Here is a 13,340-nt window from a genome sequence, read left to right on the forward strand (position 1 = left end):
TGCAAAGTTTTAAGTTAAATATTTACTTAGCCGATATACGTCGATGCTGCACGTGAGAGTCTGTCGTTTACTGCTGACCATGCTTGCTCTTGTGGTGGTTGCTCTACCAGAATAGTTAAACATGAGTGTTTATCGATTTGATGCAGCGAATCATAGAGATTTTTTGCGTAATCATGAGGTTCTTCTGCTAAACATGTGATGTTGTTAATAGGCACATGTTTAAATAGCAGCGCATCGATGGCAGTTTTTGAATACACTAAATAATGTGTTTTATCGTTGTCATGCTCATTAATCTCAGTGATTAATTGTTCAAGCGATATCAATGTTGTAGGAGTATTCGGTTGATAGTGGGCGCTGACATTGCCTGGCACTATTTCGTTATGTTTTAAAGGTACTGCCACGGTTAGTCCTGTTACCTGCTCAATTTCTACTGCGCTAATAGGACCTGGCCTCAAAATACGCAGAGTTTGATCAGTAACTTCCAGTATGGTTGATTCAATGCCATAGGAACATTTCCCGCCATCTAACACCGCCGCAATACGACCATTTAGGTCGTTGATAACTTGCTCTGGTGCTATTGGACTCAATTGTTTGTAGCTATTTGCTGACGGCGCGGCTAAACCGGTATCAAGTTCGGTTAATATTTTTAAAAATAAAGCATTTGCTGGTACTCGTAAACCAATAGTATGCAAACCACCTGTAACAGGATTATTTAATCCTGTTTTTGCTTTAAGGATCATCGTTAAGGGGCCTGGCCAAAATGCATCTGCAAGTGGTTTTACACAGGCCGGTAATTGCTCTGCCCATCGGGTTAAATGACTTTGATCAGGAATATGTACAATCAGGGGATGGCTTTCAGGTCGTTTTTTAGCAGCAAAAATTTTTAATACGGCACTAGGAATTGTTGCATCTGCGGCAAGCCCATATACTGTTTCGGTTGGCAGTGCGACACATTGCCCCGACTTAAGCAAGCTGATCGCATCTACGATACCTTGCTCGCCTGATAACATTTTAGTTGAATTAAATGGTGTCATTTAGTGTTAGTCTCATGGGTTACAAATTTGACAATAAGTTGGATCAGCCAACGCGTTGTTGCTTGGAACAACACAGCTATGTTGGCAATGATCACAAGCGATTAGATGATGCTTAACTTGCTTGGTTGGTAATGAACATTGGCTACAAATTAGCCCGGCTATTGCCTTTTTAATCACAAAATTAGCTGCCTTACACTGGGGGCAAAATGACGTTAAGCGTCTTGCTAAATCTTTCGCTGCGTTTGCGATCATAGTTTGCCGTTCAGGGCTATGCATGGCTCTTAAATCGGGGATGATTTTCCCCGAAGATGGTAAATGATAAGTAAACCTTGCTAGCAATTCATCTAGGCTTAGGCCTTTTTCAAGCGTATGCGGCAATGTTAATATCCAATGTTGCTGTTCAAACTTGGCTAGCTTTTCGGCTATTGTTTGTGCGGTTGTATGATGTTCAATGGGTAAGCTAATGGGTGAAAATGGCCCAGCAGCATGGCCATAAATAGCTGTGTTTGTATCACGCTGATACAGGCAAAGTAATTCAGTATTGAAGTTAACTAAGCCAAAATAAGGACCACCACCAAAACTTCCTTCGCTGCCTAAGCCAAATGCAGCATTACTGTATTCACACGCTTGTTTTGCTTTAGTTAATGCTGCTTGTTCAGGTGAGCATGTACGAGCAATTTCACCACTAAAGGTGCCCAATGAATCGGTATCAAATGCGTCAGACTCTCTAATCTGATAGCCTAAAGGCTCAAGATAAGGAGCAATCCAGCGTGATTTTTGATGCTTAGTCGCAAGAACGATGTGTGGCATTGTTGTTAACCTTCATTGGCATGAATACAGTTATGCCACCTTCCTTTAAAAAAGCGCTCGATTTCATTGTTATCACCCCACCGAAATAAGCTTAGCCAGTCGTTATCTACCAGGTTTTTGATCATGCTATGTTTTTCATATATCGATGCAATTGCCTGTTGTGGAGCGGCAATATAGACGCTTAATCTTAGTGGTTCATGCATCCATTTTTCACCATTATGTAATGATTGCATAGCAAGGCCAATGCGCAAATCACCGCCATTACCTTCAAAGATGCCTATATTTCCTCCCACTGCATTATGCAGTACTTTGTTACCACTACCATATTTAAAGTTATCTGTGACCGAGATATTGTATTGGGTATTAATCCAGTTGGTGACGATCATCGGTGCAGTCATAATGAGCTCTAATAAACTAAAATCAGTATCATGTTGCCACTGGTAATCATGTAAAAAGCTGCGGCCTTGTAGATCCACCTCGCGAGTCCAGCTTCGCGGAGCAACAATAAATGCGGCATTATTAGCTAACCCCCACTCAGGACGAACTTGTGACCAGTCATTTGCTCGCTGCTGATAGGCTTTGTTTATTTCTTGGTGTGACTTCAATGCTAGGCTTGGTTCGATATGCTGTATTCTTTCGCGCTGAGCTTGTTGAGTCGCCGCTGATAACCATTGCTTAGTTGTGTCGTTCAGTGGTTCATCAAAAATTGTAATGTGGTCGGTTGTGGTGTTGTGTAGCGCGGCAACAAATTGGCAGTTTGTGGGGACAGTGGATCCGCGTTTTTTTAATGCTTGGCGAACCTGCTGATCATTTAGTAATGACGCTAACACACGCACATTAACTTCACCTGTTTGTCCTCCGCAGGCTCCGCAATCAAGGCCAGCTGCATGTAAATTATTGGTAGTATGGCTACCGTGACCGACCAACAATATAGTCTCAGCATAGTGTTCTATCGCCATGGCATTTAATACCGTATATGCAAGTTCTGCTTTATCTTGAACATTAAGTTGCTGATCATTTTTGTTTAATTGCCATTGCTCGTTATGGCTTGACTGTATGCCATCACGGCTTGCTAAAAAAGTATTTTTTAGCAGTTTAAACGCGTATAACCAACCCGCGGATTCAACCATTGAAAACGCAGCTGGTGCGGCTTTAGACCAGCTCTGCCAAGCCGCTGTAAGCTTTCGCTTTGATAACGTTTTATTGTTTGTATGTTGTTCACTGACCTGAATTATCGGTTTTAATAACCCAGGAAGTTGTGGCCGCTTAAGGGCACTAGAATGGGCTTGGTATTCAATAGGCAGGCCAAAAAAGCCTGCAAAGCCGAATGTTTCAATGGTTTGGCTTTGTGATTCTAATGCTCGGCGCATCACTTCTGAGCGAACATCAATACAAAATATCGCCTGTAATTGTGTCTTAGTAACGGTTTTTTTATCAGCATTAATGAGCTTTTGTTGCAGTGTTTGTTGATAATTTAGTTCTGCTGCTTTAGCCCACACCCATATTGGACGCTGAGCAATTTTATGGTTATTTAAACGCTCGGATATTTGTGCTTTTTCTTGCTGCCATTGACTGCTTAACAACGCATAACTTGGCTTATCATGGTCCTTAAGGTAACGCCAAATAACTAAATCCCACGCCATACGTATCGCTAATAATTGGTACATTTCATCGTGGGGCTGTTGATATAAGTCCCCTTGCCAACGTAAATACGCCAGCCACGAAGCCCAGCCATTAATATCGAGTAACAGGGCATGGGCATAATACTCTAAGCAGTCCTCGTCAATTCCTAACGTATTGATTGTTTCTACAATTAATTGGTCAGCTGAGTCAGGTAACTGAGCAAAATAGCTGTTGAGGTGTTTTTCATCCATGATGATACTAACCCCTTTGTCTGCTTTGATCACTGTTAACCAATGATGGTAGAGATCACTGACTTGAGAAATATCGTTACGATGTAGCATAGGGCCAAGCTGTTGATAATGTGCCGCACAAAATTGACTGATTTGATGAATAATTTCATCGTGCCAAGCCATCTTATGTGGATCTCGTTGAGTATCAAGCAAGTCAGAAATGTTATGCCAGTGCATCAGTGGTAAATCAATTTTCAGTGACTCTTTTAGCTGTTCAAGTGTTAAAACAACTCCTAATATATGGGTTGCATCACGTAAGTTTTCATCGGTGATTGCTTGTTGTTGATATTTTGCTTGATAATAAGCTTTAGGCATTTGTAGTTTGGCATTGGTCAATACGCTTATGCGAGCACTGACTTGCTCGATGGGCATATCGCGCATGTGCCAAAAGGGATTCACAGCAATCATTTGATCAAGTGGCCAACTGGGTGCAATGTAGCCACATACTTTTGCTAATATCGCTTTTTCTGTATTGTTAAGTGCTTGCTCAGTGTTACAGGAGGTAGCGGTATTCATAATTGTGACTCCTTTGCAATAAACGTCTGGTTGTGGTGCTTCGTATTTGTTTGCTTATCAACGGGAAGGCGAATAGGCCAAAGTTTTAAGGTTAACCGAGTGAACCATTCATCAAGATACAGCCCTGCAAATAACATGGTTGAGAGTGCTTTTACTTTAGGGTGTTGGCTTTGATTGCGAAGAAAGTAACTTAATGCCATTAATGTTGTAATCAGTACGATAGCCCAGATATCAGCGATGCTAAATGCCGCTTCACGCCATGCTGTGGTATCGACAGCTAAGCCAAATAGTGTTTTTAATCCGACGTAGCTTAAGGTCGCAATAAGAGCGATAAAAGTGATGGGTATTAGCATACTCCTCCCTGCAATACCGTGCTTTGTAGCAATCAGTATTGTGAGTGCTAATGTTAGTAGTAACCAAACACTGATAGCGCCACTGTAACCACTGATAAACCATGCCGAAGAAACAATAACTGTTGAAATAATCATGCCTCTGAGCCAATCAGCTAATGAGGGAGTATGTTTTGGTGCATGACGGCGATTAATATCTTCATTAATTGCGTTACCTGCATTTAAAAATGCGTATGCTTTATACATAGAATGTGTCACTAGATGCATGAGCGCCAGTTCGAAAAGTCCTAATGCACATTCTAAGAGCATTAAACCCATTTGTGCGCTGGTTGACCATGCGAGTCGAACTTTAACACTGACCCGAGTCGTCATGACTAAGGCGCTAATTACAGTGGTTAACCCTGCTACGACCAGCACTAACCACTGGGCAATTGTTGCTTGCATAAACAGTGGCGCAAATAAAATTAATAAAAAACCACCTAGGTTAATCACCCCTGCATGTAAAAGCGCACTGACAGGAGTTGGCGCTTCAACAACTTGGATAAGCCAACCATGTAACGGAAGCTGTGCGCACTTGATCAGCGCAGCCAGTGCAATAAGACTGCCTGCGAGTTGCTCACTCAATGTTAGCTCGGCGGTATTATTTATGTAGGCCGCAGTGATCTCAGTGATCAACCAGGTATCGTGTACGTTATATAGCAGTGCAAAAGCGATGAACAAACATGTTTCAGCTAAACGGGCGACAATGAATTTTTTATGTGCGGCCAGTGCTGCACGTGGCCTGTTAGGATAAAACATTAATAACTTATGTAGCGCGAGACTAATTGATAGCCAGCCCAGCCAAAATAGAATTAAATGATTACTTAATACAACCAGAGTAACAGCCGATAAGGTCGTCAATAACCATCGCCAAAAGTAATTAATACGTGGCTCACCAGCCATATAGTTTTGACAAAACCTTACCAAGCAAATGCCGATAAACACGATTAGCGCCAGCATAATGATTCGAGTGGTTGTGAAAGAAAGGGCTGATATTAACGACAGGGAGAAAGTAGTCTGAGCAGTTAACGCACCTATAAGTAACAGAGCATTTGCGATAAGTACATAAAAGATGGCCTTGCCATTATTGGCCGTGGTTTTGTTACCGATAATGTAAGCCGTTAGCAGCATGCTAAGGGGGATAGCCAACATTAACAGTGAAATAATTAACTCACTCATTTACTGCTCCTTTTAATTGATGCAATTAGGGGCTGTTTATTTTTCGAGGCTACTTTTGCAGCCGTATGTTTAACTTTTAGGCAAGGCAGAACCTATCTCGTGTGGTTATTCCCCATAAATAGGTGATAACGCAGCGTAAATGCCAAACACCCGCTGCCCGAAGGATTCTGCCCAGATAGAACAAATTTCAATCCTGAAAGGTCAACAGGACCTAGTATGACAAAGTTGAAAGGCGAAAAAAAATAGATATAATCTATCTAAACGTTCTATTTAAGTTAACTATTCATGAGCCGACTTAATTATCATCATCTTTATTATTTTTGGCGAGTCGCGTTGCTAGGTAATCTAACGCAAGCTGCTAAAGAGCTGCATATTTCGCAATCGGCTCTATCAACCCAAATAAAGCAACTTGAGCACACGATTAACGTTAATTTGTTTGAGCGAAAAGGCCGAAGCTTAGAGCTTACAGATATGGGTAAACGTGTATTAGCCTATGCCAACGACATTTTTAGCACTGGTGAAGAGTTATCTTCGTTTTTGAGCAAAGGTGCAATTGCTGAAAAACAACACCTTTCTATTGGAGTCTTAAATACGCTATCGCGAAATTTTATTGAAGAATTTATCAATCCATTGTTAAGCTCTTCCTCGGTCACTTTTTCTTTAACCGCACGGCGTATGGATGGTTTGCTAAATGGTTTGGCGGAGCATGAATTAGATTTAGTACTGACAAATAAACCCGTAGGAACAGAGCATCATAATGAGTTATGGCAAAGCCAGTTAGTTTCGCGTCAACCGTTGGCTATCGTAGGGCCTGCTGATGGTAAAATCAGTAGTGAGTTTCCAATTGGCTATGAAAACGCACAATGGGTATTACCCAGTAAAACATCGGCAATAAGGGACTCATTTAATGCATTGTGTGCTCGCTGGCAATACAAACCAGAAATTAAAGCAGAAGCCGATGATATGGCGATGCTGCGATTACTGGCACGTGATAGTGGGGCATTATCGGTATTACCATCGGTGGTCGTAAAAGATGAAATAGAGCAAGGGGTATTAATTGAGTACCAGCGCTTACCTGATGCTTACGAGCATTTTTATGCCATTACAGCACAGCGTAAATTTGTTCCCGATAGTTTAAAGCAATTACTCGCAGTAAAGTGCTAATATTACTCAAGCATCGTTATGCTGCGTGATTAGGTTTTCAATAACGGCATCTTAGTTGCTAATTTATCCACATCTCTGAAAATTTAGTCAATTTTTAAGTGCTCAATCAATAAGAGAAAAGTATGTTGAAACAGGTTGTAATGATAGGGTTTTTGTTGCTATGCAGTGTTAGTTTTGCCGCACAAGAGCCTTTGGTCGGGCAGATCAGCGCTGCTAATTTATTAAAAAATTACAACGGCTTCGAGCAGCAGTACGATAGTTTTAAACCGTCTCAACACGAATTAAATACAATCAAGAAACTAGCTGGTAAAGATATACTAGTGCTGTTTGGTACTTGGTGCCATGACAGCGAACGTGAAGTACCAAGATTGTTAAAGCTGATTAAGCAATCTCAGTTAACATTAAAAAGTTTAAAATTAGTGGCGGTAGGATTCGATAAGCAAGATGATAAAGGCATTGCAAAAGCACATCAGTTAAAGTACACCGCGACAATTATAGTAAAAGAGGGTGATATAGAACTTGCCCGCATGATTGAAAAGCCCAAGCATTCATTAGCAGTTGATCTCACTCAGTTTAACTAATTTAGACACAGCTTTGCTCAATGAATTAATCTGTTAGTAAATCTATTAACTAAAGAGCTGGTTTATTTAATATGGCGCTTATCTATGAATGAAAAAATTATTGCTGCTATTTTGGTATTTGTTGGCTGTTTTGTTTTAAGCTTAGTTTTTCACTTTGCACTGAAAAAGGTTGAACGTCGTTTTGATGGCCATGCCGCGGAATCATTTAGGCTGATTTCAAATTCGCAAAAAGCCATTTTGATTTTTATTGGTACGGTTTTAGCTTTAGGTAAACTTGACTTTGATGTAACAGGGTTGGTGGCAGGTCTAGGCTTAACGGGCTTTGCATTGGGGTTTGCGCTTAAAGATGCAATATCTAACTTAGTAGCAGGTATTATGATTGTGCTTTATCGGCCTATTAAGTTAGGTGATAACATCGAAGTCGCTAGCTGTAAAGGTGAGGTGGTTGATTTAAACCTCAGATACATTACTTTACAGACCGAAGGCTGTCGTCATTTAGTACCTAATTCGTTAATCCTGAGTAATAAAGTCACAATAAATAACCCGTAGCGGTTTCATTATTATTACCCCGCTACGGGCGCCCTTTAACCTTTTTGCTTTTGGGTTGAACGAGCTACTTGCGCAATTAAATAAACAAATAAAGTGCCCGGAAACCCAAGTACAAACGTGGCAACTTTATAGCCATTTGCCACATTTTGTTTTGGGTAAAGGTAGGCAAAGAGCACATTCATTATTATCCAAAAGATCAGTGCTATAGATGGGACAGGCACATTAGTTGCGGTTGATAAATCACAGTGTCCTACTTGTAAACTAAATGCCAATTGTTCACCCAGTATCATACACTGCTCATTTAGGCTCAGTAATACACTACAAATAACTAAAATTAAAACGACGCTGATCAGAATTAATTGTTTCATGGTTTTTCCTTTTTAAGTTTGTAAGTTTGAATAGGGCGCTTTGCACCTGACCAATTCAAAGTACGTTTAAGTGAGAAAAAGCACGATAACTAAGTCATTCATTAATCATGACTTAGTTATAATCATGGTTATAACTATGATTATAACTAAATGTGTAAAATATAATTTGTTATTATTCAGTGCCTTGTTGTTTAACATCGGCAATAAGCTGATAACCGCGTTTCATAATTGATTTTATATATTTAGGGTTTTTTGTATCAGTATCATCAAACGCTAGACGCAGTTTGCTGATCACCCGGCGCACTGCCGTATCAGTTACTATCTGATTTTGCCAAATATTGTTGTGTAATTCCTCTAAGCTAACAATGCGCGGTTGTTGCTCAATTAAATAGCTTAAAACTTGTAAGCACTTGGGCTCTAAAATGGTGCTGTGTTGGCCATTACACAAACTGTGTTCTGTTTGATTAAATTGAAATTGACCGATGAATAATTGTGGTAATGCTGCCGATGTTTGCGCTGATGCAATTGTTGGTGGTAACGCTGTGGTTGTGTCTGCAGTGGGTATCGCCGGTTTATTGCGTTCGCGTAACGTTTCTACTCCTTTATTAATACCCAGTCCTAGGTAGGTCACCCCTAGCACAAGTGGGCTTAATGGAAGCGCTAAAATGAAAAGCACACACTTCACGACAAGGTGACATCGCGGCGCTAATATTAGCTGAGCGAAAGCCGTGTTTATTAATAGCCATATTAGCAGGTAAAGAGTAACGGGCACATCCTTTGCGTTATCTTCACTGCACGAGCCAATACGAACCCCTTCAACGAAATATGCAAGGTCAAAACAGGTGGCATCAGCGTTAAAACTAAAACCAAAAAAGAGTAGCAAAGTTATAAGGGCGTATAGCATAAAAGTCCTTTTATTATTATGAGAGCATTTTTGGCTAATTGTATCAAGTTAGGTTTGCTTTTGTCTTTCTTTCAACTAGCTAATTACTATTGAGCTGATTAAAATAGCTTATAAATTTAATTGTAGTGGCTACCCAAATGTTTGAGCATGTAATAGCGTTAATTGATGAAGCAAACAGCCAAGATCCAAATCAAGAACATTTCGCAGATACGGTTTGGCCTAAAGAGCGTTTATATTCAGAGCGTATGACGCAGATGTTAAACCGTTTTAAACCTGATGCAGATGAGCTAATGCATATTGCTGTTAGAGCACAGCACATAAAGCGTTGGTGTTCGCCGCGTAGTGATTTCCCTATGGATAAGCAAGGCTATCATCAGTGGCGCAGTGCGTTGTATGTTTTTCACGCGTCAATGGTTGTTGAGTTAATGCAACAAGCTGGTTATTCTGACGAAGATCAGCAGCGTGTCTATGATGCTGTTGCTAAAAAACAAATCAAGCGTAACCTTGATAGCCAATTGGTGGAAGATATCGCAAGTCTGGTGTTTATTGAGCATTATATGTTGGCATTTGCGCAAACAAAACCAGATTATGATGAGCAAAAATGGATCGGTATTTTACAACGTACGTGGCAAAAAATGTCAACTGAGGCACATGACTTTGTGTTGGCGGGTAATATTACTTTACCAGCGCCGTTAGTACCGCTAATTGAAAAGGCGCTTGCACCGAGTTAATATCTCACTGCGATGAGTAATAAAATGCAAAGGAGCTGGATATGCGCTGCCCAAGGACAAATATAGAACTCACTAAACTAATGGTCGGGGGGATCGAGGTTTTCTCATCCGCCAATGGTGGGGTATTTTTTGATAATCGCCAGATTTTTAATTTTAGTGATCCATCTTTAAAAAGAGCGCTGGTGCTTGCTGAGCACTTGGCTGCTTTACCTGACACAGACGTTGATTTAACGGCACGAATTAATTGCCCTAAGTGCCCGAGTATCGTGATGATGCGGCGCTTTTTTACACCTCTTCATTTGGTCGAAATTGATGAGTGCCCAAGTTGTGCGGGTATTTGGCTAGATCCAAAAGAACTTAATAAAATTCACGACAATCACTTAACAGCGAAAGAAAAACAATTACTAGTGAACCAGCAAGCCAATAATCATGGTTTTATACCAATCGTGTTAAGTTACTGACCATTTATAGCGACAGATAAATGGAGTGATAACAAGGCGTAAATTTTGACATGTAGTTGTTCTACTTGAAAAAATTATAACGCAGTTAGCGCTTTATTTAGCTCACTAGAATGGTTAAATATTTAAGTCGATTGGTATTATACATTTTGAAATACCGACTAATCGATTTAGCCAGCGAGGTATTAAGAAAAACCACAACAAAAATACCGAGAGTTTAGTTGAAATCGCTTTAGCTTCGTTTTTGGACTAACTCTGCAGAGCAACTTAGTCTTGATTAAGTTGCTGTTTTACGTTTTGTACTTTCGCTAAAGTTTGCTTATCAACAACCACAGGCAATACCAATTCTATATTTTCTAATGTGGCGATGACTTGTGTTTTCAACTGTGTCTGCTGTTCAATTTGCATAACTTTTAGTGTTTCAGTGGTTTGCAGTTTGATTTGTTCAGTCACTAGCGCTTCAGTTGGGCTTAGTAGCATCAATGTTAGTAGTAATGTATTCATATTAATCTCCTTATTTAAATTACCGCTAAGATAAGGAAATTAGATGACAGTTGCGTGTGGCTTATATTGCTACAAAGTTAAACTTTAATGCTGTTTTGATGAAGGGCTAGGCTTGTACTAAGCAGATCAAAGTACCTTCAATGGCTCTTACGTAGGCATAATATTGAGTTCCTCTACAGCTAGGGGGGCAAAGAGGCTCTGCGCCAGCAAGCACCGCTTTATCGTAACTTTCACTGAGATTAGTACAGCTAAAGCGCAGCTCAAAACCTAGCGCTGGTTGCTTTGGGTGAGCGCGTATATAACCTTGTTTAAAATGGGCTTGAGCAGATGGGTGATTCGCAAAAGCAATTTTTATATCGCCTGTGGCAAGCTCACCATATTCGGCATCATCGCTGAGAGTATGGGTGCCAAAACCAAACGCTTGATAATAAAAGTCTAAGGTTTCTTCAACGTTATCAACATAGATAACCTGATTGATTAATTCCATTGATGATTCTATTTAAGTTTACATCTTTTAAATAAAGCACAGTTTCCTGAGATTTGCGACATCAGGTAAAACTAAACACTTAAAATGGGTTGTCAATAAAATAGCCATCATTTAGGTCAATTTGCAACACAGCTGTACTATTTAGTACTGCTGCTATTTATTCATAATCACACTTTTTTACTAATAAGTTTAGAATAATAACTGGCTTCAACTCTTAGGTTAATATTCTTGGTAATTAAGCACACTTCATTTGTTAGAAAAGTTTTTTAATCGATTTGTTTTTTATTCTATTCGGATTGAGTATTTCTTTTTAGAATGTACCTAGTATTTAAGGTTGGTTTTTTGTTTGTTTGTTTGTTTTTATGTGAATGAATAGTTTTTCATTGTAACATTGAACTGTTACTCTAAATTTAACCGAGTATATTTTTTATTCTTTAATTATACGGAAATAATAATATGGTACATTCAGGATGATTGGTTTTAATAGTCAATTTCGTGTTAGTTTTATTTTAAAATTAACTTCACTTCTTCTTTTAATTACAAGTATCAATTTGGCAGCTGTCACAGTGTCAGATATTGGTGCTGTTGACTCTCAAATCAAGCAACTTTCCAGCCAGTCCGATAACGGGCTTAGTCAAATCCCCAATTTAGTTGAGCAGTTAAACGCGGCTGAAACGAGTAATAATACTGAGCGTGAAAAACCGAATCCTAATACAACAGAATTAGATGAAGTACTGGGTACAATATTAAATAGTAAAATGGGTCTAACAAACCATATTTACGAATATAAACTGTATAACTATCTGCAAAATGAAATGCAGTTACTTGCAGCGGGCACAGATAAAACAGCCATTGTCCATAAAAGTATTAGTTTAAATATTTTGTCAGCAGGCCCGAATGCAGGCGCTGAATCGTTTTTTGTTACCTATTTAAATAGTGATGAAATAGGTGGGCTTAGATTACGTGAAGCGCTGATGTATTTTACATTACATCCTAACAATGCAGTTAAAGACAGAGTTAGCTTTTTTGCCAGTGAAAAAGGGCACCCTATTTTTAGAGGGCCTGCAAGCTGGGTGTTTGGCAAATTAAGTAGCATTGATGATAGCGCAGCAATTGCGCAGCTAACTGCTGCACTTAATCAGTCCATTATTGACAATTATGGTTTTGATACGCAGTTACTTACGCTGCTGGGGCTTGCTGAGGTTGCAAATATGAGTTATTTAAAGGCCAACTTTTCCAATGTTGGCCTTGATAAGAGCCTACTCGAACTAGGCGAACGCTACATCAATTTTAAGCGCGCAAGCGGTACAAATAAAAGCCAGCTTATTCGCAATACCTTTAATAAAAGCATGACTCGCTATGAAAGAGATGAAGCGCTTGGTTATATTTTAAAAAACAATAAAGCTGATTTATTAAAAGAGTTAGGGCTATTGTTTGATACAGACAACGGCCTTGTTTTATCGCCTGAGCTGGCGCAACTTGCCACTATTTATGGCTACCAAATTAGTGGCAGTGCCGACAACCCCATTATTAGCGCTAAATAATTATTAAAATAGAAGGTTAATAGTGTGAAAAATTTAGTAATGTACATGAGTGTGCTACTGGCGTGTTTTTTGACAACAAGTTGCACTACGGTATTCGATAAGGCTCATGGCTATCGTGGGCCCATTGTTGTGACGATTGAAACAGAAGATGGCTCAGTGCCAGAATTTCCTTTTTTGATAAAGTCGGCCTATTCAGAGTCGTGTGGTCA

Annotated in this window: 13 protein-coding genes and 2 pseudogenes; 7 read left to right on the plus strand and 8 right to left on the minus strand. The window is 39.7% G+C overall.

All coding sequences use genetic code 11. From position 1 onward, the window contains the following. Positions 1-26 precede the first annotated feature (26 nt). Genes H5182_RS12310 through H5182_RS12325 form a run of 4 tightly spaced genes read right to left on the minus strand, consistent with a single transcriptional unit; the run spans position 27 to position 5,841 of the window. Positions 27-1,034: an L-threonylcarbamoyladenylate synthase gene (locus tag H5182_RS12310; RefSeq protein WP_182735289.1), complete on the minus strand. Its 1,008-nt coding sequence runs from the start codon at positions 1,032-1,034 to the stop codon at positions 27-29. 12 nt (positions 1,035-1,046) lie between these two features. Beyond that, positions 1,047-1,844 carry a DUF6671 family protein gene (locus H5182_RS12315; RefSeq protein ID WP_182732406.1) on the minus strand — a complete coding sequence of 266 codons (798 nt, stop codon included), beginning with the start codon at positions 1,842-1,844 and terminating at the stop codon, positions 1,047-1,049. Between the two features lie 5 nt (positions 1,845-1,849). Next, positions 1,850-4,273, minus strand: a complete 2,424-nt coding sequence (locus tag H5182_RS12320) for a YbcC family protein (RefSeq protein ID WP_182732407.1) — start codon at positions 4,271-4,273, stop codon at positions 1,850-1,852. Then, positions 4,270-5,841, minus strand: coding sequence for an NADH-quinone oxidoreductase subunit L (locus H5182_RS12325; protein WP_182760106.1), 1,572 nt, complete (start codon positions 5,839-5,841; stop codon positions 4,270-4,272). Before H5182_RS12325 ends, H5182_RS12320 begins: the two co-directional genes overlap by 4 nt. A gap of 285 nt (positions 5,842-6,126) precedes the next feature. Here H5182_RS12325 and H5182_RS12330 point away from each other — a divergent pair, with 285 nt between their 5' ends. From H5182_RS12330 to H5182_RS12340, 3 genes are all read left to right on the plus strand, one after another. Then, complete coding sequence (locus tag H5182_RS12330) at positions 6,127-7,005, plus strand: LysR family transcriptional regulator (protein ID WP_182732409.1); 879 nt, start codon at positions 6,127-6,129, stop codon at positions 7,003-7,005. A gap of 122 nt (positions 7,006-7,127) precedes the next feature. Beyond that, positions 7,128-7,586 carry a thioredoxin gene (locus H5182_RS12335; RefSeq protein WP_182732410.1) on the plus strand — a complete coding sequence of 153 codons (459 nt, stop codon included), beginning with the start codon at positions 7,128-7,130 and terminating at the stop codon, positions 7,584-7,586. Between the two features lie 84 nt (positions 7,587-7,670). Then, positions 7,671-8,135, plus strand: a complete 465-nt coding sequence (locus H5182_RS12340; RefSeq protein ID WP_182760107.1) for a mechanosensitive ion channel family protein — start codon at positions 7,671-7,673, stop codon at positions 8,133-8,135. Positions 8,136-8,170: 35 nt separating this feature from the next. On the opposite strand, the gene H5182_RS12345 is transcribed toward H5182_RS12340, so the two are convergent. Further along, positions 8,171-8,503, minus strand: a complete 333-nt coding sequence (locus H5182_RS12345; RefSeq protein WP_182760108.1) for a hypothetical protein — start codon at positions 8,501-8,503, stop codon at positions 8,171-8,173. A gap of 172 nt (positions 8,504-8,675) precedes the next feature. Beyond that, a complete protein-coding gene (locus tag H5182_RS12350) occupies positions 8,676-9,407 on the minus strand; it encodes a winged helix-turn-helix domain-containing protein (RefSeq protein ID WP_182760109.1) in 732 nt (243 codons plus the stop codon). Positions 9,408-9,544: 137 nt separating this feature from the next. Here H5182_RS12350 and H5182_RS12355 point away from each other — a divergent pair, with 137 nt between their 5' ends. Next, positions 9,545-10,138, plus strand: coding sequence for a DUF4202 domain-containing protein (locus H5182_RS12355; RefSeq protein WP_182760110.1), 594 nt, complete (start codon positions 9,545-9,547; stop codon positions 10,136-10,138). Between the two features lie 41 nt (positions 10,139-10,179). Next, positions 10,180-10,584 (plus strand): annotated as a pseudogene (locus H5182_RS12360) (zf-TFIIB domain-containing protein); the annotation flags it as partial. Between the two features lie 279 nt (positions 10,585-10,863). Here the strand turns inward: H5182_RS12360 and H5182_RS12365 are convergent. After that, positions 10,864-11,100, minus strand: a complete 237-nt coding sequence (locus H5182_RS12365) for a hypothetical protein (RefSeq protein WP_182760112.1) — start codon at positions 11,098-11,100, stop codon at positions 10,864-10,866. Between the two features lie 106 nt (positions 11,101-11,206). Then, complete coding sequence (locus H5182_RS12370; RefSeq protein ID WP_182735284.1) at positions 11,207-11,587, minus strand: VOC family protein; 381 nt, start codon at positions 11,585-11,587, stop codon at positions 11,207-11,209. 551 nt (positions 11,588-12,138) lie between these two features. On the opposite strand from H5182_RS12370, the gene H5182_RS12375 reads away from it, so the two are divergent. Further along, positions 12,139-13,131: a hypothetical protein gene (locus H5182_RS12375; RefSeq protein WP_182760113.1), complete on the plus strand. Its 993-nt coding sequence runs from the start codon at positions 12,139-12,141 to the stop codon at positions 13,129-13,131. 24 nt (positions 13,132-13,155) lie between these two features. Further along, positions 13,156-13,340 (plus strand): annotated as a pseudogene (locus tag H5182_RS12380) (hypothetical protein); the annotation flags it as partial.

The organism is Pseudoalteromonas sp. SG44-17 (assembly GCF_014164235.1).
In the GTDB taxonomy this organism is placed as follows: domain Bacteria; phylum Pseudomonadota; class Gammaproteobacteria; order Enterobacterales; family Alteromonadaceae; genus Pseudoalteromonas; species Pseudoalteromonas rhizosphaerae.